The 22,007-nt window shown below is 37.6% G+C and carries 25 protein-coding genes and 3 pseudogenes; 13 read left to right on the top strand and 15 right to left on the bottom strand.

The window, feature by feature from the left end:
• The first annotated feature begins 183 nt into the window (after nt 1-183).
• Complete coding sequence (locus tag SMA_RS10310; protein WP_014295477.1) at nt 184-537, top strand: DUF1304 domain-containing protein; 354 nt, start codon at nt 184-186, stop codon at nt 535-537.
• Nucleotides 538-575: 38 nt separating this feature from the next.
• Here the strand turns inward: SMA_RS10310 and SMA_RS10305 are convergent.
• The 4 genes and pseudogenes from SMA_RS10305 to SMA_RS10295 form a co-directional block, all read right to left on the bottom strand.
• Nucleotides 576-1,169: pseudogene (locus SMA_RS10305) on the bottom strand (DUF4097 family beta strand repeat-containing protein); the annotation flags it as partial.
• Nucleotides 1,170-1,238: 69 nt separating this feature from the next.
• Entirely contained in the window at nt 1,239-1,472 is a 234-nt protein-coding gene (locus tag SMA_RS12320) for a hypothetical protein (RefSeq protein ID WP_195184775.1), read from the bottom strand.
• A pseudogene (locus tag SMA_RS10300) lies at nt 1,453-2,055 on the bottom strand (DUF1700 domain-containing protein). The gene SMA_RS12320 and the pseudogene SMA_RS10300 overlap by 20 nt, the downstream one beginning before the upstream one ends.
• Nucleotides 2,042-2,368: a PadR family transcriptional regulator gene (locus SMA_RS10295; RefSeq protein ID WP_014295476.1), complete on the bottom strand. Its 327-nt coding sequence runs from the start codon at nt 2,366-2,368 to the stop codon at nt 2,042-2,044. The pseudogene SMA_RS10300 and the gene SMA_RS10295 overlap by 14 nt, the downstream one beginning before the upstream one ends.
• Nucleotides 2,369-2,651: 283 nt before the next feature.
• Between SMA_RS10295 and SMA_RS12315 the strand changes: the two genes are divergently transcribed.
• Genes SMA_RS12315 through SMA_RS10285 form a run of 3 tightly spaced genes read left to right on the top strand, consistent with a single transcriptional unit; the run spans nt 2,652 to nt 3,509 of the window.
• The gene (locus tag SMA_RS12315; RefSeq protein WP_230937551.1) at nt 2,652-2,885 is read left to right on the top strand and encodes a MarR family transcriptional regulator; all 234 of its coding nucleotides are present in this window, start codon (nt 2,652-2,654) and stop codon (nt 2,883-2,885) included.
• A complete protein-coding gene (locus SMA_RS12310; RefSeq protein WP_014295474.1) occupies nt 2,882-3,046 on the top strand; it encodes a hypothetical protein in 165 nt (54 codons plus the stop codon). The genes SMA_RS12315 and SMA_RS12310 overlap by 4 nt, the downstream gene beginning before the upstream one ends.
• 4 nt (nt 3,047-3,050) lie before the next feature.
• Nucleotides 3,051-3,509: a GNAT family N-acetyltransferase gene (locus SMA_RS10285; RefSeq protein WP_014295473.1), complete on the top strand. Its 459-nt coding sequence runs from the start codon at nt 3,051-3,053 to the stop codon at nt 3,507-3,509.
• A gap of 181 nt (nt 3,510-3,690) precedes the next feature.
• On the opposite strand, the gene SMA_RS10280 is transcribed toward SMA_RS10285, so the two are convergent.
• From SMA_RS10280 to rpmF, 8 genes are all read right to left on the bottom strand, one after another.
• On the bottom strand, nt 3,691-4,002 hold the full coding sequence (locus SMA_RS10280; RefSeq protein ID WP_014295472.1) for an antibiotic biosynthesis monooxygenase family protein: 312 nt from the start codon (nt 4,000-4,002) through the stop codon (nt 3,691-3,693).
• Between the two features lie 216 nt (nt 4,003-4,218).
• Complete coding sequence (locus SMA_RS10275; RefSeq protein WP_014295471.1) at nt 4,219-4,836, bottom strand: Asp23/Gls24 family envelope stress response protein; 618 nt, start codon at nt 4,834-4,836, stop codon at nt 4,219-4,221.
• A gap of 12 nt (nt 4,837-4,848) precedes the next feature.
• The gene (locus tag SMA_RS11245) at nt 4,849-5,019 is read right to left on the bottom strand and encodes a DUF2273 domain-containing protein (protein ID WP_014295470.1); all 171 of its coding nucleotides are present in this window, start codon (nt 5,017-5,019) and stop codon (nt 4,849-4,851) included.
• A gap of 11 nt (nt 5,020-5,030) precedes the next feature.
• The gene (gene amaP / locus SMA_RS10265; RefSeq protein WP_014295469.1) at nt 5,031-5,597 is read right to left on the bottom strand and encodes an alkaline shock response membrane anchor protein AmaP; all 567 of its coding nucleotides are present in this window, start codon (nt 5,595-5,597) and stop codon (nt 5,031-5,033) included.
• Nucleotides 5,598-5,676: 79 nt separating this feature from the next.
• Entirely contained in the window at nt 5,677-5,916 is a 240-nt protein-coding gene (locus tag SMA_RS10260) for a GlsB/YeaQ/YmgE family stress response membrane protein (protein ID WP_014295468.1), read from the bottom strand.
• A gap of 316 nt (nt 5,917-6,232) precedes the next feature.
• Nucleotides 6,233-6,400 carry a class I SAM-dependent methyltransferase gene (locus tag SMA_RS12305; protein WP_223246338.1) on the bottom strand — a complete coding sequence of 56 codons (168 nt, stop codon included), beginning with the start codon at nt 6,398-6,400 and terminating at the stop codon, nt 6,233-6,235.
• A gap of 73 nt (nt 6,401-6,473) precedes the next feature.
• The gene (gene rpmG, locus SMA_RS10255) at nt 6,474-6,623 is read right to left on the bottom strand and encodes a 50S ribosomal protein L33 (RefSeq protein ID WP_002262412.1); all 150 of its coding nucleotides are present in this window, start codon (nt 6,621-6,623) and stop codon (nt 6,474-6,476) included.
• 15 nt (nt 6,624-6,638) lie between these two features.
• On the bottom strand, nt 6,639-6,815 hold the full coding sequence (gene rpmF / locus SMA_RS10250) for a 50S ribosomal protein L32 (protein ID WP_003066947.1): 177 nt from the start codon (nt 6,813-6,815) through the stop codon (nt 6,639-6,641).
• A gap of 258 nt (nt 6,816-7,073) precedes the next feature.
• Between rpmF and ilvD the strand changes: the two genes are divergently transcribed.
• A complete protein-coding gene (gene ilvD / locus SMA_RS10245) occupies nt 7,074-8,795 on the top strand; it encodes a dihydroxy-acid dehydratase (protein WP_371410742.1) in 1,722 nt (573 codons plus the stop codon).
• A gap of 79 nt (nt 8,796-8,874) precedes the next feature.
• Here the strand turns inward: ilvD and SMA_RS10240 are convergent, their stop codons facing one another.
• Entirely contained in the window at nt 8,875-9,216 is a 342-nt protein-coding gene (locus SMA_RS10240; RefSeq protein ID WP_014295466.1) for a metal-sulfur cluster assembly factor, read from the bottom strand.
• A gap of 184 nt (nt 9,217-9,400) precedes the next feature.
• Between SMA_RS10240 and hisS the strand changes: the two genes are divergently transcribed.
• The 5 genes and pseudogenes from hisS to SMA_RS10215 all read left to right on the top strand — a co-directional run bounded on the left by hisS (nt 9,401) and on the right by SMA_RS10215 (nt 16,311).
• A complete protein-coding gene (gene hisS, locus SMA_RS10235; RefSeq protein ID WP_014295465.1) occupies nt 9,401-10,678 on the top strand; it encodes a histidine--tRNA ligase in 1,278 nt (425 codons plus the stop codon).
• A gap of 157 nt (nt 10,679-10,835) precedes the next feature.
• Nucleotides 10,836-12,584, top strand: a complete 1,749-nt coding sequence (gene aspS / locus SMA_RS10230; protein ID WP_014295464.1) for an aspartate--tRNA ligase — start codon at nt 10,836-10,838, stop codon at nt 12,582-12,584.
• A complete protein-coding gene (locus tag SMA_RS10225) occupies nt 12,577-13,515 on the top strand; it encodes a YitT family protein (RefSeq protein WP_014295463.1) in 939 nt (312 codons plus the stop codon). Before aspS ends, SMA_RS10225 begins: the two co-directional genes overlap by 8 nt.
• 83 nt (nt 13,516-13,598) lie before the next feature.
• Complete coding sequence (locus tag SMA_RS10220; protein WP_014295462.1) at nt 13,599-14,471, top strand: YitT family protein; 873 nt, start codon at nt 13,599-13,601, stop codon at nt 14,469-14,471.
• Nucleotides 14,472-14,810: 339 nt separating this feature from the next.
• Nucleotides 14,811-16,311 (top strand): annotated as a pseudogene (locus SMA_RS10215) (carboxylesterase family protein).
• Nucleotides 16,312-16,352: 41 nt separating this feature from the next.
• Here the strand turns inward: SMA_RS10215 and SMA_RS10210 are convergent.
• Entirely contained in the window at nt 16,353-16,646 is a 294-nt protein-coding gene (locus tag SMA_RS10210; RefSeq protein ID WP_009855177.1) for a bacteriocin immunity family protein, read from the bottom strand.
• A 111-nt stretch (nt 16,647-16,757) separates the two neighbouring features.
• The gene (gene argS, locus SMA_RS10205) at nt 16,758-18,449 is read right to left on the bottom strand and encodes an arginine--tRNA ligase (protein WP_014295461.1); all 1,692 of its coding nucleotides are present in this window, start codon (nt 18,447-18,449) and stop codon (nt 16,758-16,760) included.
• A 189-nt stretch (nt 18,450-18,638) separates the two neighbouring features.
• On the opposite strand from argS, the gene argR reads away from it, so the two are divergent.
• From argR to mutS, 3 genes are read left to right on the top strand one after another with little or no spacing between them, the layout of a single operon-like run.
• Complete coding sequence (gene argR, locus SMA_RS10200; RefSeq protein WP_014295460.1) at nt 18,639-19,076, top strand: arginine repressor; 438 nt, start codon at nt 18,639-18,641, stop codon at nt 19,074-19,076.
• Entirely contained in the window at nt 19,073-19,429 is a 357-nt protein-coding gene (locus SMA_RS10195) for a YlbF family regulator (RefSeq protein WP_003066927.1), read from the top strand. Before argR ends, SMA_RS10195 begins: the two co-directional genes overlap by 4 nt.
• Nucleotides 19,416-21,986 carry a DNA mismatch repair protein MutS gene (mutS, locus tag SMA_RS10190; RefSeq protein ID WP_014295459.1) on the top strand — a complete coding sequence of 857 codons (2,571 nt, stop codon included), beginning with the start codon at nt 19,416-19,418 and terminating at the stop codon, nt 21,984-21,986. Before SMA_RS10195 ends, mutS begins: the two co-directional genes overlap by 14 nt.
• The last annotated feature ends 21 nt before the right edge of the window (nt 21,987-22,007 follow it).

The following is a 22,007-nucleotide window of genomic DNA, read 5'->3' as shown; positions in this document are numbered from 1 at the left end:
TTTCTTCAATCTTTTTTTGATGTAAACGATGTTCTCAGTTTTTACAATCAGATTATTTGAAAAATGAAGGGAACTTTTATACACTTAATGAGTTAACTAGAGAATGCTGATTAAGACAGCCTTTCTTTACAATATATTTACAGCGATGTAAATAATTAATTTGCTATTTAGATTGAGGAAATTATGTCACTTATTACTATTATTTTGTCATTATTGGTTGCTTTGGAACATTTTTACATTATGTATTTAGAAACAGTTGCAACACAATCACCTGCAACAGCGCGTGTTTTTGGACTATCGCAAGAAGAATTAGAACGTGAGTCTGTAAGTAATTTATTTAAAAATCAAGGTGTTTACAATGGCTTGATTGCCGTTTTTCTGATTTACGGTATCTTTACAGCTAATGCTACTTTAGTAACTGTTTTTCTAGCAAATGTCGTTCTTGTTGCCCTTTATGGTAGCTTGACCGCAGACCGTAAAATTATTTTAAAGCAAGGTGGTTTAGCCATTTTAGCTTTACTGACGTTGTTATTTTAAAATGATAAAGGCATCGCATTTGCGATGCCTTTTAAGTTTTATTGAACTGTAATGTCACCAACGTTTCCGTCAATTGTCAATATGTTTTTACTTGATTGATTTAAGTTTGAAGTGATATCAGCATCGCCTAGAAGATTTGTCATTACTACTTTCAAATCTTTGCTGACAAGAGTAATGTCAACCTCACCAGTAGTCATTGTTATGGTGTTATCATTTTTGAAGGTGGCGGCATTGGCTGAAAAATCTCCCATGCTTAACTCAAAGGTTGTGTCAGAAGCTTGTCTATTTTCTAAATCAATATCACCTGTTGTAATAGAAAAGGCGATGTTTGCTAAGTTGCTGTTCTCAATTTCAGCGTCCCCAGAGGTTATGTTTACTGTCCCTGAATTGAGGGTTGTATTGGTCAATGTTAGTTCTCCAGCCAGAAGTTCGAGCGTTGCGGTATCAAGTGAAAGCTGACTGATGTCCAAATCTCCTGAGCTAAGATTAGCTTTGACTGAAGTGAGGTCTGTATCCTGAGGAACAGAGATAACGATTGTATGCGAATTTTCGATAATACCAGTTTTAGCAATGTCAATAATATCTCTTAAACTTAGAAAATGAATGTTTGCATTCCCTAAATGAGTGCGAGTTCCTGTTTGCTTTACAGTAAGGGTGTCATCCTTGACTTCGTAGTTGACAGGTGTTTTTTTATTGTCTGATTAAGAAATAAAGGGTTTGTCAATATCGGCTTTTGAAATGAGGATATCAGATGTTGTGCTGTCAATATCAATTTTACTGAAACTGTCAAGGTTAACCTTTTGATAGTTTACATTCCCTACCATATCAGTGCTATTTTCTAAATCAGAAAGTTCACCAGTTGCGAAACCATAACCTACAAGAGCTACCACAAATAAGCTACAACTAACGCCAATTCTAAAATAGTCTTTGTCCACGATTTCCTAATTTTCTCCTTTTGTTTTCTGTCTTTCGTGCTAAATTGACAATGCCACGTCCAACTACTTTACAAACAGCTCCTGCAGCAAGGAGGGTTAGTAATGATAAACCGAGGGCTAAGAGTCCTAGACCAAAACTAAGAGCAGTTGCGGAAAATGAAATGTTAAGGTAAGACCAGCTATCAAATAGTATGTAAATTCCAGGAAGGCAACCCCAGGGGAAAGAACAACAGCGATAGCCGCCACTCCAAGAGCTAGGATAGTGATGACCGCTAAGAAAAGAACAAGAGCCAGTGGAAGTGCAACAGGCGTTGCTAGAATAGCTAAAATAGCAAGCCAAACCACAGATACTCTGCCTTTAGGTCTCTTTTCTTGGTCGATGATTTTTTCGTCAAGCAAACGACTAATGATGTCTCGCGCCGCTTCTTTTGGTGTTCCCAGTTCGGCGATAACTTGTGTTTCATTTTCTGGACCAGCTTCTTCAAAGTATTCCCTAAAGTAGTCCATAGCTTCTTGGTAATCCTCTTTGGGTAACTTACGTAGGTATTTTATCTAACTTTGCTAAATAGTCAACTTTTGTCATCCTCTAAACTCCCTTCAATAATCTCATCGACTTTTTCTTTGTACCGTTGGCATTCTTTTTTGAGAAAGGTCAACTGTTCTTTAACAGCTGCTGTGATAGCATAATATTTTCGTTTACGTCCTTGGTAAGCTTGTTGATAAGTGGTTAAATAGCCCGCTTTTTCCAGTTTTTTTAAAATTGGATATAAGGTGGATTCTTTTATGTTAGCAATTTGCTTAATGGTTTGGCTAATAGCATAACCGTAAGAGTCGTCTTTGTCAACAATGGCCAAAATGAGGAATTCGATAACAGTTGCCGAAGTTGGAAAATACATGAAAACTCCTTTTTTGATATGTAAAAATTTTATATATAATTATTTTACATATAGAATATAGAAAAATAAGCAGCAAGTTAAGCATAATGTATAAGAATTTTATATATAGGAGAGTTCATACGTGTATTTTTAATGCTATCGATGTCTATTAAGTTTAAATAGCAATAATTAGTTGACAAAATCCACTAAAAATCTCAAGATATAGTTGATAAAGTCCACTAAAAGGAGAGAATAATGTCAGATAGAAACCATTTATGCGATACGTGCCTTTAATGGCATGTATATGCCTTTTATAAATTTACTCGGTAATCATTATTTGGATTCTGAGTATTCCGTGACGGAAGTAGGAATTTTCTTTGAAATTTATGAGAATGAAGGCTGTACAGCAACACATATCGCCCAAGAGATGAATATTGATAAAAGCTATTTGAGTAGGATTTTGAAAAATCACGAGAAAAAAGGTTATATTTATCGTCAAACGTCAAAGGAAGATGGGAGAGCTTATCATCTTTTTTGACTGATGCAGGAAAATTACGTGCGCGAGATTTTATTGAAAAATCTAATCAAGAAATTGGTGATATTGTTGCGATATTGAGTTATTCAGAGCAGAAACAATTAGCAGAAGCAATGACTTTAATTACTAAATTATTGGGAAAAAATTCAGTACAAGGAGAGTAGTGGAATGAAAGTTGTACCGTATGATGAAAAATATAAAAAAGATTTTGTGGAAATGAACCTTGATTGGATTTCTGAAATGTTTACAGTAGAAGCAGAAGATGAACGCGAGTTAACTAATATTGAGCATTATATTGAAAATGGTGGTCAGATTTTCTTTGCTTTAAATGATGAGGGAGCTGTTATGGCATCGTGTATGGTCGCTCCAAGAGAAGATGGTGATTGGGAAATCATGAAATTTGCAGCAAAAAGCGAATTTGCTGGCAGCGGTGCAGGGAATGCTTGTTTAAAGGCGTGCATTGAGTATGCGGAATCCCTTCATTTGCCAAAACTTATCATTGTTTCCAATCGAAAATGTCTATTTGCTGTTCATCTTTATCGCAAATTTGGTTTTACTGAGATTCCTGTTGATAAAGAAAGATTTCCTTTTGAACGTGGTGATATTGTCTTCGAAAAAGAATTATAGCGTGTAAGGAAAGATTAGCATAATAGCAGTACCTTTACAAAGTTGTCAATCTTGTTGTTAAGTAGTTTTTGATAACTCTTAGTTTACACAAGTGACAAACATTGTTCGTTACAACAACTTTTCAGCAGCTGAAATCAGCTTATCAAAAATGCAATCGTGTGTAACGGTTGCATTTTGATTATTAATCCTCAAGAACAATATATTCTTGAACGCTTCTCTTTAAAATAGGTGAATCTTCTTTTCTGAAGTGTTGCTCTTTGTGATGTTGGATATGTTCAGGACGTTTCAACCAAGCTTTGAAATCGTCTTGGTTGTCCCAACGTGAAATAGCAGTAAAGGAAACACTATTTGTATCAGAATTATCTTGAATACAGACCTCGTTTCCTAAACATGTTTTCCAATTTTTGAGCGAGATAGCGTCGTTGCGGAATTTTTGTTCAAATTTATCTTTAGCAGCAGCTTTTACTTCAAAAGTAACTGTTTTAATAATCATATGTTGTTTCTCCTTTGGGTTACTTTAATTATACAAGGAGAAACTAAGTTTTCAAAATTTTTGAGATAAAAATGATTTGGTTTAATATCCAATCAGTCAAAAATGCTATTTCTGAATTTAAAAGCCTAGAAACGTTGATTTCATAGGCTTTTAATGTATTCAATTATTTAACTTCAGTAGACATAGTCTTTATTTGTACGTTTTTAAATATCCAAATTAACGAACACGTGATTTTTCATTTGATGAAGAGTCAGTTACAGCTTCTACGCCTTCGCCAACTTTTTCTTTAACTGCTGAGAATCCATTCCCCAAACCTGTTTTAACATTATCAAACTGTTTAGATGCAAACTCACCTGTTGTTTCAACTGGACCACTTACACGATCTTGCAAGCTTACTGAATCTGCTTCATGTTGTTCTTTCGTTTTAATATCGACAACATTCACGTTCACTTCAACAACTTGCAAATCTGTGATCTTAGAAACTTGTTCTACAACTACTTCTTTAATGTGTTTGTACAAGTCAGGAACATTCTTTTGATATTCCACTACTACATCCAAGTCAACAGCTACTTGTTCTTTACCAACTTCAACGTTTACTCCATTGCCAACACGGTCAGTGTTTACAATCTTATTAGTTAGATTAGAGAAAAATCCGCCATCTACAGCCAACAAGCCGTCTACTTTTTCTAAAGAAAGTCCGATGATTTTTTGGATGACTTCATCTTCGTAAGTCAATTCTCCTTTTACTGCATCTACTTTTTTAGTAGGTTCTTGTTTATCTATATTTGTTGTGTTTACATTATTTGTTGTGTTTACATTTTTTTCGTTTGACATATGAAACTCCTTTTATTTAAATAGTCCTTTTTGTTGTAAATAAAATCCAACTCCAGCTCCTAAGACGGCGAAGATTAAAACAAACAATGTTTTAAAGAACCCATAGGACAAGATGCAACAAGCTAAAATAACACTTGCCAATCCAGACAGTAGTGGATACTCGTATTTTTTAAACCATTCCATTTTATACTTCCTTACTTCACACGACTCACAGTTTTTTTAGTTCGTGTTTTAGGCTTATAATCTTTTACAGAAACATCAAGCTTAACACCATGATTCATTCCAAAAAACTGTGTCAATCCATTACCGATTTCATCTTTTATAGACTGAGTTCTTTTAATAATATTATCTGAGGGAAGAATTTCTCCTTCCACGGAAACTAAACATTTATTTTTCTGACTAATTACATGAACTTTAGGATTCTTAATGAAGTTATTTTCATTAACTACACTACGAACAAATCCTTCAATAGCAGAGTTTTTTAGTTTTAGCTTACCACCTGCATCTTCTAACTTTATCTCTAAATGTTGTTTAGGATAAAAGATGATTACTAGCATAAATAATAAAATTAAAATTGAGAGAACCAAGGTACCCCAGAAAAGATATCTTGAAAGATAATATCCTAAAAAGGGAATTCTCTCCCAATTAACTAATTGGAGTCCTAAACCGCTAACTTTATGGTAATCTAGCAAAATAGGAATCAAAATTGTCAAGATTAAAATACAAAATATAAGCGAAAGTATTTTCTTAGATTTTGACATACTGAATCCTTTCATGAATAAAATCAAATCATAACCTTGCCCTGTCTTCAAGATTATGATTTATTCTTGAAAAAGAATATTATTCTTTTTTTCCTAAGAAAAACGACACTACGGAAACAACAATAACTGCACCCGCAATAGAAGGAAGTAAAGCCATACCTGCTACAGAAGGCCCCCAGGATCCCAGAAGGGCCTGTCCAACTGAAGAACCAATTAAACCTGCTAAAACATTAGCAATCACACCCATGGATCCACCTTTTTTAGTGATTCCACCCGCTACAAGACCGATAAGGCCTCCTACAATAATAGACCAAAGCATAATTATCTCCTTTCTATCTCAAAGAAAAGTTATTTAAATCATATTGAATAAGTAAATATTATGAAAAATATAATATTTTAATTATTTTATTATTTTATTATTTTGATTTTCAGCTAAAAATTTCTTATTGAACGAAAAAATAAAGCGATTTCTTTTCTAAGATTAATGTAATTGTATGCTTTTTTTTAGAAAAAATCAACTAAAATGTTTGACAGTATCCATTTAAAGGATTGAATGACATTTTCCAAACTATTTCTTTTTCATCCTTATCCACAATATAGTTTATTTCATTATTTAATCCTGCGAGAAAAATGCCTCACTTTTTCAAAACTCTATGCGCTTCATTGAAAATATGTTGCATATTCTCAGTATAGCAATTTGATACGGGGTGAAATACAATATCAAAAGACTCATCTTCGTAGGGAAATGTTTTTGTCATATCTCCCTCTATAGCCTCTATTTTATATCCCTCCCTCTTAAGCAATCAGACAAAACTATATTTTAATCAAGCAAAAAAGCCTAGAAACATTGGTTTCATAGGCTTTTAGTTGGCTCAATTATTTAACTTCAGTAAAGATTACGTGTTTACGCAATTTTGGTGAGTATTTTTTCAATTGAAGACGGTCTGGAGTGTTACGTTTGTTTTTTGAAGTAAGGTACAAGCGTTCACCAGATTCTTTGTGTTCAAGTGTAATATTTACGCGCATGGTATCTCCCTTCTATTATTTAGCTGCTTTAGCGATTTTACGTCCTTTGTAGTATCCTTTAAGTGATACACGGTGAGAACGTGAGTAATCTCCAGTAGTTTCGTCAAATTTTACTGATGGAGCAGTCAATTTGTAGTGTGTACGACGTTTGTTTTTCTTCGCTTTTGAAGTGTGACGTGCAGGTACTGCCATGTTTTATTTCCTCCGATAATATTTTTTTGTTCTTGATTTTCAATCAACTTTAACATAATAACATATCTTTTTTGTAAAGTAAAGTTACTTGACAGAATTTTTTGATTTTCTTTTTGACAAGAGTAAAGCTTTTTAGCAGATGCACCTATTTTTGGATTATTATTCAAATATTCTGAAAATTTAAAAATTTTCTTCTGTCTAACAGAGCCTAAGTGTGGTATAATAAAGCACAAAGATGATTGCAATGAGATGATTGCAATGAAAGGAAAAGACATGACAGATAAACTAGATACACGCCACAGAAGTAAGATTTATGACAGTATGGTCAAATCCCCTAACCGCGCCATGCTTCGTGCGACAGGGATGACGGACAAGGACTTTGAGACTCCGATTGTCGGAGTGATTTCGACTTGGGCTGAAAATACGCCTTGTAATATTCACCTGCATGATTTTGGTAAGCTAGCCAAAGAAGGAGTGAAGGACCAGGGTGCTTGGCCTGTTCAGTTTGGTACGATTACTGTAGCAGACGGGATTGCTATGGGAACACCGGGTATGCGCTTCTCTCTGACTTCACGCGACATCATCGCAGACTCCATCGAAGCTGCCATGGGCGGACACAATGTGGATGCCTTCGTCGCTATCGGGGGCTGTGACAAGAACATGCCTGGTTCCATGATTGCCATCGCTAATATGGATATTCCAGCTATTTTCGCTTATGGTGGAACTATTGCGCCTGGAAATATTGATGGCAAAGACATTGACTTGGTTTCTGTTTTTGAGGGCATCGGAAAATGGAACCACGGTGATATGACGGCTGAGGACGTGAAACGTCTTGAATGTAATGCCTGCCCTGGCCCTGGTGGCTGTGGTGGTATGTACACAGCTAATACCATGGCGACTGCTATCGAAGTTCTAGGGATGAGTTTGCCTGGCTCTTCTTCTCACCCAGCAGAATCCCAAGATAAGAGAGATGATATCGTGGAAGCTGGCCGAGCAGTTGTTCGGATGCTGGAAATGGGGCTCAAGCCGTCTGACATTCTGACTCGCGAAGCCTTTGAAGATGCCATCACTGTGACCATGGCTTTGGGCGGTTCAACCAATGCCACTCTGCACTTGTTGGCCATGGCCCATGCAGCTAATGTGGAGTTGACATTGGATGATTTCAATGTTATTCAAGAGCGCGTGCCACATTTGGCGGATTTGAAACCATCCGGTCAGTATGTCTTCCAAGACCTATACAATGTCGGCGGGGTGCCCGCTGTCATGAAATATCTCTTGGCTAATGGCTTCTTGCACGGTGATCGCATCACTTGTACAGGTAAGACAGTCGCTGAAAACTTGGCTGACTTTGCAGATCTGACACCGGGTCAGAAGGTCATTATGCCACTTGAAAATCCGAAACGTGCAGACGGTCCATTGATTATCTTGCATGGGAATCTAGCACCAGACGGCGCTGTTGCTAAGGTTTCTGGTGTTAAGGTTCGTCGTCACGTCGGACCAGCCAAGGTCTTTGACTCAGAAGAAGCTGCTATTGATGCAGTGCTGGCTGATGAAGTAGTCGATGGCGATGTAGTCGTAGTTCGTTACGTTGGTCCAAAGGGTGGCCCTGGTATGCCAGAAATGCTGTCGCTTTCTTCTATCATCGTAGGGAAAGGGCAGGGAGACAAGGTAGCCCTTCTGACAGACGGCCGCTTCTCAGGTGGTACCTACGGTCTCGTTGTCGGACACATTGCTCCAGAAGCTCAGGATGGCGGTCCGATTGCCTATCTTCGTACAGGCGATATAGTCACGGTTGACCAAGATACCAAGGAAATTTCCATGGCAGTTTCTGAAGAAGAACTTGAAAAACGCAAGGCAGAAACAACTATTCCACCGCTTTATAGCCGTGGTGTACTTGGTAAATATGCCCACATGGTATCTTCTGCAGCAAAAGGTGCTGTTACCGACTTCTGGAAACCAGAAGAAACAGGTAAGAAATAGTTTGTATAGTTAACAAAAGAACCCGCTAGTTTTTCCAGCGGGTTTGCTATTTTTTTATGTAGATAAACTAAGCATCTTCTTATCTAGGACTAATTCTTAACGCAATACGGCCGAAGCGGCTGATGCGCGTGATTTTCCAAGCGGGAGACCAAGTGACTTCAACAGAGACGGTTTCGATACCCTCGATTTGCTTCAGGGACTCAACGATTTTAATGGGAACGGTCTCGGTACAGTCGCAGGCTGTGTCTGTAAAGGTCATGACAATCTTGCAGTGGCTAGTCTCGTCAAGATTGATTTCATAGATGAGCCCGAGATTGTAGACATCAAGCTCGACCTCTGGATCGTAAATTGTTTCGAGTTTCTTGATTAATTCTTCTTGGATAGCTGCGGCTCGGTCATTGATTTTGATATCGTCTCTCATCTTCTGTCCTTCTTCCTTAATAGAATAGTGGTTTTATTTTCTCATAATTCTGACAATTTTTCAAGAAATTCTGGCGAATGAAAACGGATTTAGTATCCTAGGGGAATTTTTCTGCTCTAACTCTTCAAAACATCTGATTTATGGTAGAATATATAGATACTATATAGTTGCAAAGGATGAGAAAATGAAATTACAAAAACCTAAAGGAACACAGGATATTTTACCTAGCGAAAGTGCTAAGTGGCAATACGTGGAAGCTGTTGCGCGTGAAACATTTAAAAAATACAATTACAGCGAAATTCGTACACCAATGTTTGAACATTATGAGGTTATCAGCCGTTCTGTTGGTGACACAACGGACATCGTGACAAAAGAAATGTATGATTTCCACGATAAAGGTGACCGCCATATTACTTTGCGTCCAGAAGGTACAGCTCCTGTTGTGCGTTCTTTTGTGGAAAATAAATTATTTGCACCAGAAGTTCAAAAGCCAGTTAAGATGTACTACATCGGCTCAATGTTCCGCTACGAACGTCCACAAACTGGTCGTTTGCGTGAATTCCATCAAGTTGGTGTTGAGTGCTTCGGTTCAGTAAATCCTGCCACAGACGTTGAAACAATCGCGATGGCTTACCAATTGTTCCAAACGCTGGGCATTAAAGATGTTACGCTTCATTTGAATACTTTGGGAAGTGCAGCTAGCCGTGCGGCATATCGTCAAGCTTTGATTGATTACCTTACGCCAATGCGTGAGCAATTGTCAAAAGACAGTCAACGTCGTTTAGATGAAAACCCACTTCGTGTCCTTGATTCAAAAGAAAAAGAAGACAAGATTGCTGTTGAAAACGCACCATCAATTCTTGATTATCTTGATGACGAAAGCCAAGCTCATTTTGATGCTGTGCGTAGTATGCTTGAAACTCTCAATATCCCATATGTCATTGATACAAACATGGTTCGTGGTCTTGATTACTATAACCACACTATCTTTGAATTCATCACAACTGTTGATAAATCTGAATTGACAATTTGTGCTGGTGGTCGCTATGACAGTCTCGTTGAATACTTTGACGGACCAGAAACACCAGGTTTTGGTTTTGGACTTGGTCTTGAACGTTTGCTTCTTATCCTCGAAAAACAAGGTATTGAATTGCCAGTTGAAAAAGAAATGGACGTTTACATTGCTGTTTTGGGACAAGGTGCAAACCTTAAAGCGTTGGAACTTGTTCAAGCTATCCGCAACCAAGGTTTCTCAGCAGAACGTGACTACCTTGGACGTAAAATCAAAGCGCAATTCAAATCAGCAGATGCCTTTAATGCTAAAACAATTATCACTTTAGGTGAAAGTGAAATTGAAGCAGGTCAAGTAGCTGTGAAAAATAATAAAACTCGCGAAGAAGTGGCCGTAAGCTTTGACGAAATTACAAACAACTTCGCTGAAGTGTTGAATAAATTGTGTTAAATTTCTTCTTTATACATACTTAGGCACTTTAATTATTAATGAAAAGGCTTAAGTAAGAAAAGAATTTTAAAAACTCCCCCCGCATGGGTGGGGTTTTTACGTGCTTTTTGCTATAATAGGTGGGAATGAATAAATTAAAAAACGGAGAAACATATCAATGAAACGTACAATGTATGCTGGTCGTGTTCGTAGTGAACATATCGGCCAAGAAATTACTTTAAAAGGTTGGGTTGGTCGTCGTCGTGATTTAGGTGGGCTTATCTTTATCGACCTTCGTGACCGTGAAGGTATCATGCAATTAGTCATTAATCCAGAGGAAGTTTCAAGTGATGTTATGACCACAGCTGAAAGCCTTCGTAACGAATTTGTTATCGAAGTTACTGGTGAAGTTGCACAACGTGAACAAGAAAATAAAAACTTACCAACTGGTGCTGTTGAATTGAAAGTATCAGCATTGACAGTTTTGAATACGGCTAAAACAACACCTTTTGAAATTAAAGATGATGTTGAAGTTAGTGATGAAAATCGTTTACGTTACCGTTATTTGGATCTTCGTCGTCCAAAAATGCTTAACAACTTTAAATTACGTGCAAAAGTTACTCACTCAATCCGTAACTATTTGGATGAGTTAGAATTCATTGATGTTGAAACACCAATGTTGACAAAATCAACTCCAGAGGGTGCGCGTGACTATTTGGTACCAAGTCGTGTGAGCCAAGGTCACTTTTACGCTTTGCCACAAAGTCCACAAATCACAAAACAATTGTTGATGAATGCTGGTTTTGACCGTTACTACCAAATCGTTAAATGTTTCCGTGATGAAGATTTGCGTGGTGATCGTCAACCTGAGTTTACACAGGTCGATATGGAAACATCATTCTTGTCAGACCAAGATATCCAAGATATCACTGAAGGAATGATTGCTAAAGTCATGAAAGATACAAAAGGAATCGATGTCACATTGCCATTCCCACGTATGTCTTATGACGATGCAATGAACAACTACGGTTCTGACAAACCTGATACTCGTTTTGAAATGCTTTTACAAGACTTGACAGAAGTTGTCAAGGATGTTGATTTCAAAGTTTTCTCACAAGCTCCAGTTGTAAAAGCTATTGTTGTTAAGGGGAATGCGGATAAATATTCACGTAAAAACATTGATAAATTAACAGAATTTGCAAAACAATTTGGTGCCAAAGGTCTTGCATGGGTTAAATTTACTGATGGTGCGATTACTGGACCAGTTGCTAAATTCTTAACAAGCATCGAAGATAAGTTGACGGCAAGTTTACAACTCGAAGAAAATGATTTGGTTCTTTTCGTTGCCGATACTCTTGAAGTTGCTAATAACACTCTTGGTGCTCTTCGTACTCGTATCGCTAAAGAACTTGGCATGGTTGACAACTCTAAATTTAATTTCCTTTGGGTTGTTGATTGGCCAATGTTTGAATGGTCTGAAGAAGAAGGACGTTATATGTCTGCTCACCACCCATTCACATTGCCAACTGAAGAATCCGCTCATGAATTAGAAGGTGACCTTGCTAAAGTACGTGCGGTTGCTTACGATATCGTTCTTAATGGTTATGAACTTGGTGGCGGTAGTTTGCGTATCAATCAAAAAGAATTGCAAGAACGTATGTTTAAAGCACTTGGCTTTACAGCAGAAGAAGCAAATGACCAATTTGGTTTCTTGTTAGAAGCTATGAACTACGGTTTCCCACCACATGGTGGACTTGCTATCGGTCTTGACCGCTTCGTTATGCTTCTTGCTGGTGAAGATAACATTCGTGAAGTCATTGCATTCCCTAAAAATAATAAAGCTGCGGATCCAATGACACAAGCACCAAGTCTTGTATCAGATAAACAATTAGATGAATTGGCTTTAGCAATCGAAAACAATGATTAAGAAAACATCTTTGAAAAAGAAAACAAAGTTTATTGTTAGCCGTTGGGCAGAAAGATATGGTCTGTTAAAGACAATGCAGAGCATTTCAAGAGAGAAGTATGCGGAAAAAGTTTCCGCTTCTCTTTTTTATGGTTTGCTATCGGCAATCGCGGTTAATTTCTTCTTCCAACCAGGACACGTTTATTCAAGTGGTGCAACAGGTTTTGCACAGGTTTTATCGGCAGTTAGTGAGCGATTAATTGGCTTCAAGTTGCCAGTTTCAGTTGTTTTTTATGTGATTAATGTGCCGTTGCTCGTTTTAGCTTGGTATAAAATCGGACATAAATTCACTGTTTTTACACTCATTACAGTTTCGATGAGTTCTTTCTTTATTCAAATTGTTCCTGAAATTACTCTGACGACTGACCCTTTGGTTAATGCCATTTTTGGTGGTTTAGTCATGGGGACTGGTGTTGGCTTTAGTTTAAAATCTCGTATTTCAAGTGGTGGTACTGATATCATTAGTTTGACCATTCGGAAAAAGACAGGCCGTGATGTGGGAAGTATTTCTCTCATGGTCAATGGTGTTATCATGATTTTTGCCGGCATCTTATTTGGTTGGCAATATGCCCTTTATTCTATGGTGACTATCTTTGTCTCTAGCCGTGTGACAAATGCTATTTTCACTAAGCAGAAGAAAATGCAAGCCACCATTGTGACCAATCGGCCTGAAAAGGTAATTGCGATGATTCATACCAAATTACATCGTGGGGTGACACAAATCAATGATGCTGAAGGAACTTATAATCATGAGAAAAAAGCGGTTTTACTGGCTATTATTACTCGTGAAGAATATAACGACTTTAGGTATTTGATGAAAAAAACTGATCCAAATGCCTTTGTTTCAGTTACTGAAAATGTTCATATTATTGGACGTTTTGCTGAGGATTAAGAGGTTGAGAAAGTTCTCAGCTTCTTTGTTTATGGCGTTATAATTTACAAGACGCAGAAAATTTTGTTTTGGAGGTATGAGACATGATGCGTGAAAAGCTTGGACAAATAGGAAGTTTGGTGTTAATTGCCATAGGTGTAGCAATTTATACTTTCGGTTTTGTCAAATTTAATATGGCAAATGCTCTTGCTGAAGGTGGGGTTGCGGGTGTAACCTTGATTGCCCATGCTCTTTACGGAATCAACCCTGCTTATTCGTCACTTATTTTGAATGTTCCTTTGTTCATTTTAGGGGCGCGAATTTTTGGACGAAAATCGCTAGCGCTAACCATTTATGGTACTGTTTTGATGTCATGGTTTATCTGGTTTTGGCAACGTGTGCCAATTCAGATTGTTCTCGAAAATGATATGATGTTGGTTGCTGTCGTTGCTGGTTTATTTTCTGGTGTCGGTAGTGGATTAGTCTTTCGTTACGGCGCTACAACGGGCGGAACAGATATTATCGGACGCGTTATCGAAGAAAAATTCGGTTTTAAACTTGGTCAGACACTGCTTTTTGTCGATGCCGTGGTTCTTACAGCGTCGCTGGTTTACATTGATTTACAACATATGCTTTACACGTTGGTAGCAAGCTTCGTTTACAGTCAAGTTCTGACCATTGTCCAAAATGGTGGTTACACGTTGCGTGGCATGATTATTATCACACAAAAATCTGAAGAAGCTGCGCAAGCTATTCTTAATGGCATTAATCGTGGGGTCACTTATCTGAATGGCCAAGGGGCTTACTCTGGAAACGAAAAAAAAATTTTGTATGTGGTCTTAAATCCAGGTGAAGTCCGTGCTGTTAAAGCTATTATGGCAGATTTAGACCCAGATGCTTTTATCTCAATCATTGATGTTGATGAGGTTGTGTCATCTGATTTCAAAATTCGACGAAAAAATTATGATAGATTGTAATTAATAACGAAAAGAAGAGGTGAATTTTCATTTACCTTTTCTTTTTTAGATATTATAGTCTGACAATTTAATGATATGCTATTGAAAATTTTGAAAGCGCTTTTTGTTTAATTCTTTTTATGGTATGATGAGTCTTGTAAGGATTGTTACTGGTCAAGCAGGCAAAACCTAAATCTAACAAGAAAATTAGGAATAGCACCAATCGTTCCTCTATTTTTCTCTTGATTAGATTTAGGTTTTTGTTTTTGTCAGAAATTCTTTGGAGAACTTGTGTTCATTGTGGAAAGTACTTTCGCAAAATATAAGCATCTGTAATTTTATTTAGGAGGAGAGATTGACATGAAAAAATCAATTTCACAGGAATCGTTTTGAGTGTTGTTAGTTTTTTAGGAGTGTTTGCAGGAAGTCAAGTTGTATCTGCTGACACTGATGTTACTATTGCTAAAACATCAATTGTTGTAAAGGGGTATGAATTTGGTCCAGCAGTACCAAAAGTTGTTGTAAAGTTAGATAGTAAAGTCTCTAATGTATCAAAAGAAAATCTTACTGTTACAACCGCAGGTACAGAACGCCAAGTCAGCAAGGTTTATTTATCTGATAAAAATGGAAAAAAGTTACCAAAGATAGTAAGTACGTCACTATTCAAATGCCGGTTACTTTTGACACCGAATCAAATTCTGGTGTTGCCAGTCCTTTCTTTTACAACATGGAAAATTTCCATAATACATGGGTAGATGATTACACGGTTTCAATTCAAGGGTTAACAGTAACTGTAAACGGCGAAGAAAGCGAACTTGACAGTGAGAGCAACGCTATTAACAATCGCATTTCAACAGATGTAGCAGCATTTAGCAATCGTGGGTCTTATTCTGGAACTTATACGAATCCGTTGACCAATCAAGATGAAGAACTCACCCTTCAATATGCTACTTATGAACCAGAAAGTTTGAAAAATGGAAGGAAAAATCCTTTGATTATCTGGCTATATGGGCAAGGCGAAGGCGGTAATACCAATATTACTTTGTTGGGAAATGAAGTTGTAGCGCTTGCTAAGGATGGTATCCAATCACATTTTACAGCAGGTAAGCAAACGGGAGCCTATGTTTTAGCGGTTCAAACCCCAACGTATTGGATGGATGAGGGTGATGGTACAAATGGAGCGGGGGCAGGTGTGTCTCGCTACACATAGGTACTCATGGATACTATTAAAGATTACGTTTCGAATCATTCAGATGTGGATACAGACCGTATTTATTTAACTGGTGGTTCAAATGGTGGTTACATGACGCTTAATTTGGCTATCAATAATCCAGATTATTTTGCAGCGCTTGTTCCGCAGGCGGCAGCTTATTCTTACTATCAATATCAGCGTAATGAGGACGGTACTTATACAACTGTTCCTAGTGATACAAGCTTGTCTGGCACAGCATTTGTCAAAACAGATGATACCTACTTTGACGAGGATAAAATTGCAGCGCTTAAAGATATTCCGATTTGGTTTATCCATGCCGCTAATGATACGGTTGTCAATCCAAGCGATTATTCTTTACCAATCTATAAAGCTTTAGTAGATAGCGGAGCAACGAATAAATGGTTCTCATATTATGAAAGCGTTGAAGGTTCAGACATGAAAGATACCTCTTATCTTGGACATTGGTCATGGACGTATTTCTTCAATGATAAGGTGTCTGGTGTACAAAGCGTTTCTGATATTAAAGAGGCTGACGACCTTTCAGGTTTTTCACCAAGCAATAAAACTAATGGTGGAACAAGCACCGTAAAAGTTGACGGAACAGCTTATGATAACATTTTTGATTGGTTAAATGCTCAGAAAAAATGAGTTTAGACAAATGAAAAAAGCCGTTTAACACGGCTTTTTTGTTAGGGGTGAAATAGGCTACCTAGCATGATAGCTAAAGCGGCATTCCCTTTATATTTTTCAGGACTGTCAGCAACTTCGTTGTAAAGTGCGGTGATTTCAGATTCTGTTTTGAGATGATGTGTTAGTAAATGTTGAGAAATGGCATGTGCCAGTTTTGTACGTGCCAACTGGTCATTTTCATTTTTTTCTAAATCCTGCGCTACTGCAAAAATATCTGCTTTCAGTGGCTCGTTATCTGGCAGGCTAGCATAGGCTTTACTAAGTTTTTCCATTAATTGATTTCCTTTTTCCATAAATAAAATCTCCTTTGTTATTATGCTTACAGTTTATAATTTTGATAGAAAAAGATCAAGAAAAAAAGAACGAGAAATAATCTCGTTCTTTTTGCTTTTATAAAGAAATAATTACATTTCGTTTGGTGCTTCAACACCAAGAAGACGGAGCGCTTCTTTTAGAACAGTTGCAGTAGCGTAGCTAAGTGCTAGGCGGCTATCACGTTCTGGGCTTTCATCAAGGATACGTGTGTGTGCATAGTATTTGTTGAAGCTTTGGGCTAGATTGATAGCAAATTTTGCAACAATAGAAGGTTCAAAGTTGTCAGCGGCACGTTTGATGATACGTGGGAAGTCTTGGATAAGTTTTACAATTTCCCAGCTTTCAGCATCATCAAGACTGTAAACTTGGTTGATAGATGGTGTAAAGTCAGCTTTACGAAGAATAGATTGGATACGTGCATGTGCATATTGTACGTAAGGTCCAGTTTCACCTTCAAATGATACCATAGCATCAAGGTCAAAGTCATAGCCATTCAAACGGTCTGTTTTCAAATCGTAGAATTTGATAGCACCGACGCCAACAGCGTGAGCGACTGCTTCCTTGTCAGCAAGGTTAGGATTTTTAGCATTGATTTGGTCTTCAGCGCGTTTGACAGCTTCGGCAATTGTTGGTTCAAGAAGGATAACATTACCTTTACGAGTTGACAGTTTTTTACCTTCTTTAGTAACAAGTCCAAATGGAACGTGAGTAATATCTTCATTCCATTCAAATCCCATTTCGTTAAGGACAGCTTTTAATTGTTTGAAGTGAGCAGATTGTTCGTTACCAACGACGTAAATGGCCTTGGCAAAGTCGTAAGTACGTTTGCGATAAAGAGCGGCAGCCAAGTCACGTGTGATGTAAAGTGTTGCACCGTCAGATTTTTTGATAAGAGCTGGGTGTTCGATATCATATTTTTCAAGGTTAACGACTTGAGCACCTTGAGATTCTTCAAGAAGTCCTTTTTCTGTCAAGATATCGACAACTTCGTCCATTTTATCGTTGTAGAATGCTTCCCCGTTAAAGCTATCAAAAGAAACACCAAGTTCATCGTAAAGACGGTTGAATTCAACAAGACTTTCGTCACGGAACCATTGCCAGAGTGAAATAGCTTCTTCGTCGCCACCTTCCAATTTACGGAACCATTCGCGAGCTTCTTCGTCAAGTTCTGGTTGTGTTTCAGCTTCGGCATTGATGCGAATGTAAAGTTTTAATAGCTCGTCGATTGGGTGAGCTTTAACAGCCTCTTCGTCACCCCATTTTTTGTAGGCAACAATCAACATACCGAATTGTTTACCCCAGTCACCGAGGTGATTGATTTTAACAGCTTTATAGCCGAGTTTTTCAAAAATATTAGCCAGGCTATCACCGATAACGGTTGAACGAAGGTGTCCAATTGAGAATGGTTTAGCAATGTTTGGACTTGACATATCGATAGCAACGTTGCGACCTTCTCCTAAATTTTGACTAGCATAGTCGCTTCCGTGTGCAATAACTTGACCTAAAACATCAGCAGAAATGCTTTTCTTGTCAAGGAAGAAGTTGATGTATGGACCAACAGCTTCGATTTTTTCAAAGCCAGTTGCATCCATTTTTTCGGCAACATCAGCAGCAATCATTTGGGGTGCTTTGCGAAGGATTTTTGCTAATGAGAAAGCAGGAAAAGCAAGGTCACCCATATCAGAATTTTTTGGAATTTCAAGTAGATTAATAATTTGTTCTTGGTCTAATTCTGGAACAATATTTTGAATGCGCTCAGTAATTGTACGTTTTGTATCCATGAGTTTCTCCTAAATTAGTTAGTCATATTATTTTAACATAAAAATAAGAAATACACGAGACTAGCTGAAAGAAAACGTTTGAAGCAGTAAAAATAAGTTATCATAAGGAAAACAGCGCAAAAGAGAGATGAAAAATTTTCTTTTTTTTGGTATAATTTTGAGGATAAATATACACAAAGGGAAAGTTATATGAATAAAATAGAACGTCAAAATCGAATCAAACGTTTGATTCAATCAGGTCATATTGGAACACAAGAAGAAATCAAGCGTCATTTGCAAGAAGAAGGGATTAGTGTCACTCAAGCAACCTTGTCACGTGACCTTCGTGAGATTGGTCTTTTGAAATTACGTGATTCATCAGGTAAGCTTTATTATAGTTTATCAGAAATATCAGAGACAACTTTTGGTGCTAATATCCGCTCATATATTTTGAAAGTTGCTCGTGCTGGGTTCATGCTTGTTCTTCATACTAATCTTGGTGAAGCAGATGTTTTGGCAAACTTGATTGATAGTAGCGACATTCCAGAGATTCTTGGAACGGTGGCAGGTGCGGATACTTTGCTTGTTATCTGTAAAGATGAAGAGACAGCTCAAGCATTTGAAAGAGACTTATCAACGAGCTTATGAGTAAGTACGACCAAGCAGTGGACAAGTTAGTTCAAGCTATTCAAAAGCACGACAGTGTGCAAGAATTTCAAAAAGTAGAACAAAAAATCAAAACTTTTCCAGAACTTGACAGTCTTGTTGACGATATGAAAGCTTATCAGCAGGAGGCTGTGCTTTATCACAAGATTGACAAGTTAGTGGCTGAAGAAGCAGCAGGAAAACAAGCTGACCAGCTACAAAAAGACTTATCGGATCTCCCGATTGTCAAAGATTATCGTAACAAGATGCAAGATGCTAGTGATTTGGTTCAATACATCACGAAAAACTTGGAAACGAAAATTAACGAGGAGTTAACTAATAATGACAAAAGATAAAATTTCTCCAGGCATGCAACAGTATTTGGATGTAAAAAAAGATTATCCAGATGCTTTTTTACTTTTCCGCATGGGAGACTTTTATGAATTATTTTATGATGATGCGGTTAAGGCTGCACAGATTTTAGAGATTAGCTTAACTAGTCGTAATAAAAATGCTGACAATCCAATTCCAATGGCAGGTGTCCCTTATCATTCTGCACAACAATACATTGATGTATTAGTAGAATTGGGTTACAAGGTGGCAATTGCAGAGCAAATGGAAGACCCTAAACAAGCCGTTGGTGTGGTTAAACGTGAAGTTGTTCAAGTGATTACACCAGGGACTGCGGTTGATTCTTCTAAACCAGATAATGCTAATAATTTCTTGGTGGCTATTGACTCTGACGGCAAAACGTTTGGGCTAGCCTATATGGATGTGTCAACAGGTGAATTTTTCTCAACAAGTTTTTCTGATTTTTCAAGTCTTAGGAGTGAAATTCTGAACCTTAAAGCGCGTGAAATTGTTGTTGGCTATGAGCTTTCTGAAACAGAGCAACATAGCTTAGTCAAACAATTAAATTTACTCTTATCGTTTGAACAAGAACGTTATGAAGATGTACATTTAATCGACCCAGATTTAACGGCCTTAGAAATTTCAGCAGCTGAGAAATTGCTACAATACGTTCATACAACGCAAAAACGTGAGCTAAGTCATTTGCAAAAATTGGTTCATTATGAAATCAAAGATTACTTGCAAATGTCTTACACGACAAAATCTAGTCTGGATTTATTAGAAAATGCTCGAACAAGTAAAAAACATGGTAGCCTTTATTGGTTACTAGATGAAACTAAAACGGCTATGGGAATGCGTCTATTGCGCAATTGGATTGACCGCCCTTTGGTGAACCAAGTACAGATTGAGGAACGCCAAAATATTGTTCAAGTTTTCCTAGATAATTTCTTTGAGCGTAGTGATTTAACGGATAGTCTCAAAGGTGTTTATGATATTGAACGTTTAGCGAGTCGTGTGTCGTTTGGAAAAGCTAATCCAAAAGATTTATTACAACTCGGTCATACCTTGGCACAAGTGCCAACAATTAAGGCAATTTTAGAATCGTTTGAAAGCCCTCACCTTGATAAGCTTGTCAATAGCATTGACACTTTGCCAGAGCTAGAATCACTGATTCGCTCAGCTATTGACCCAGATGCCCCTGCTGTTATCACAGAAGGCAGCATTATCCGTACAGGCTTTGATGAGACTTTGGATAAATACCGTAAGGTTATGCGCGAGGGGACTAGCTGGATTGCAGAAATTGAGGCTAAGGAACGTGCTGCAAGTGGGATTAGCAATCTAAAAATTGATTATAATAAAAAAGACGGATACTATTTCCATGTGACAAATTCCAATCTCTCTCTAGTGCCAGATTATTTCTTCCGCAAGGCAACGTTGAAAAATTCAGAGCGTTTCGGAACGGCAGAATTGGCTAAAATTGAAGGTGAGATGTTGGAGGCACATGAGCAATCAGCAAGCTTAGAATATGATATTTTTATGCGCGTTCGTGGACAAGTTGAGCGTTACATTACACGTTTGCAAGACTTGGCTAAGGCGATTTCAACCGTTGACGTTTTACAAAGTTTAGCCGTTGTTGCAGAGAATAATCATTATGTTCGTCCAACATTCAACGATAACCATGAAATTAAGATTGAAAAAGGTCGTCATGCGGTTGTTGAAAAAGTTATGGGAACGCAAGAATATATTCCTAATACGATTACGTTTGATGCCGATATCAACATTCAGCTGATTACTGGTCCAAATATGAGTGGTAAATCAACTTATATGCGTCAACTTGCCTTGACAGTTATTATGGCTCAAATGGGGTCTTATGTAGCTGCTGAAAGTGTCAATTTACCAGTATTTGATGCGATTTTCACGCGTATTGGTGCGGCTGATGATTTGATTTCAGGACAGTCAACGTTTATGGTGGAAATGATGGAAGCTAATCAAGCTATCAAACGTTCAAGTTCTCAATCCTTGATTCTTTTTGATGAGCTAGGTCGTGGTACAGCAACCTATGACGGTATGGCTTTGGCGCAATCAATCATTGAATATATCCATAACCATATCGGTGCTAAGACCATGTTTGCAACCCATTATCATGAGTTGACAGATTTGTCAACAAGCTTGACGCATCTTGTCAATGTGCACGTTGCTACCCTTGAGAAAAATGGTGATGTGACTTTTCTTCATAAAATTGCAGAAGGTCCAGCAGACAAATCTTACGGAATTCATGTAGCAAAAATTGCTGGTTTACCAGAAGAATTATTACAACGTGCGGACAGTATCTTGACGAATTTAGAATCAGGTGCTGCGCAGCTTCAATTGACCCCTGTGGTAGAAGCTGAGCCAATTACTGTAAAATCTGAAGTAGCAGAACCAGTGGCAGAGCAACTAAGTTTATTTGCTGATGACTCATCTAACCAAGAAGTGATTGAAGTACTCAAAAAAGTTGATTTGATGAATTTAACACCAATGCAAGCCATGAATGTTATTTATGAATTAAAAAATATGTTGTAACAATAAGAGGCAGTCTTAAAG

The organism is Streptococcus macedonicus ACA-DC 198, from assembly GCA_000283635.1.
GTDB classification, from domain to species: Bacteria; Bacillota; Bacilli; order Lactobacillales; family Streptococcaceae; genus Streptococcus; species Streptococcus macedonicus.
Note: the sequence above shows the minus strand (reverse complement) of the source record. Positions and strands in the feature narration are given on the sequence as shown.

Excerpts from the sequence above, each read along its gene's own strand:
- SMA_RS10310 (WP_014295477.1), top strand. The coding sequence starts at position 184 with ATGTCACTTATTACTATTATTTTGTCATTATTGGTTGCTTTGGAACAT.
- SMA_RS10295 (WP_014295476.1), bottom strand. The coding sequence starts at position 2,368 with ATGTATTTTCCAACTTCGGCAACTGTTATCGAATTCCTCATTTTGGCC.
- SMA_RS12315 (WP_230937551.1), top strand. The coding sequence starts at position 2,652 with ATGCCTTTTATAAATTTACTCGGTAATCATTATTTGGATTCTGAGTAT.
- SMA_RS10285 (WP_014295473.1), top strand. The coding sequence starts at position 3,051 with ATGAAAGTTGTACCGTATGATGAAAAATATAAAAAAGATTTTGTGGAA.
- SMA_RS10280 (WP_014295472.1), bottom strand. The coding sequence starts at position 4,002 with ATGATTATTAAAACAGTTACTTTTGAAGTAAAAGCTGCTGCTAAAGAT.
- SMA_RS10275 (WP_014295471.1), bottom strand. The coding sequence starts at position 4,836 with ATGTCAAACGAAAAAAATGTAAACACAACAAATAATGTAAACACAACA.
- SMA_RS11245 (WP_014295470.1), bottom strand. The coding sequence starts at position 5,019 with ATGGAATGGTTTAAAAAATACGAGTATCCACTACTGTCTGGATTGGCA.
- amaP (WP_014295469.1), bottom strand. The coding sequence starts at position 5,597 with ATGTCAAAATCTAAGAAAATACTTTCGCTTATATTTTGTATTTTAATC.
- SMA_RS10260 (WP_014295468.1), bottom strand. The coding sequence starts at position 5,916 with ATGCTTTGGTCTATTATTGTAGGAGGCCTTATCGGTCTTGTAGCGGGT.
- rpmG (WP_002262412.1), bottom strand. The coding sequence starts at position 6,623 with ATGCGCGTAAATATTACACTTGAACACAAAGAATCTGGTGAACGCTTG.
- rpmF (WP_003066947.1), bottom strand. The coding sequence starts at position 6,815 with ATGGCAGTACCTGCACGTCACACTTCAAAAGCGAAGAAAAACAAACGT.
- ilvD (WP_371410742.1), top strand. The coding sequence starts at position 7,074 with ATGAAAGGAAAAGACATGACAGATAAACTAGATACACGCCACAGAAGT.
- SMA_RS10240 (WP_014295466.1), bottom strand. The coding sequence starts at position 9,216 with ATGAGAGACGATATCAAAATCAATGACCGAGCCGCAGCTATCCAAGAA.
- hisS (WP_014295465.1), top strand. The coding sequence starts at position 9,401 with ATGAAATTACAAAAACCTAAAGGAACACAGGATATTTTACCTAGCGAA.
- aspS (WP_014295464.1), top strand. The coding sequence starts at position 10,836 with ATGAAACGTACAATGTATGCTGGTCGTGTTCGTAGTGAACATATCGGC.
- SMA_RS10225 (WP_014295463.1), top strand. The coding sequence starts at position 12,577 with ATGATTAAGAAAACATCTTTGAAAAAGAAAACAAAGTTTATTGTTAGC.
- SMA_RS10220 (WP_014295462.1), top strand. The coding sequence starts at position 13,599 with ATGATGCGTGAAAAGCTTGGACAAATAGGAAGTTTGGTGTTAATTGCC.
- SMA_RS10210 (WP_009855177.1), bottom strand. The coding sequence starts at position 16,646 with ATGGAAAAAGGAAATCAATTAATGGAAAAACTTAGTAAAGCCTATGCT.
- argS (WP_014295461.1), bottom strand. The coding sequence starts at position 18,449 with ATGGATACAAAACGTACAATTACTGAGCGCATTCAAAATATTGTTCCA.
- argR (WP_014295460.1), top strand. The coding sequence starts at position 18,639 with ATGAATAAAATAGAACGTCAAAATCGAATCAAACGTTTGATTCAATCA.
- SMA_RS10195 (WP_003066927.1), top strand. The coding sequence starts at position 19,073 with ATGAGTAAGTACGACCAAGCAGTGGACAAGTTAGTTCAAGCTATTCAA.
- mutS (WP_014295459.1), top strand. The coding sequence starts at position 19,416 with ATGACAAAAGATAAAATTTCTCCAGGCATGCAACAGTATTTGGATGTA.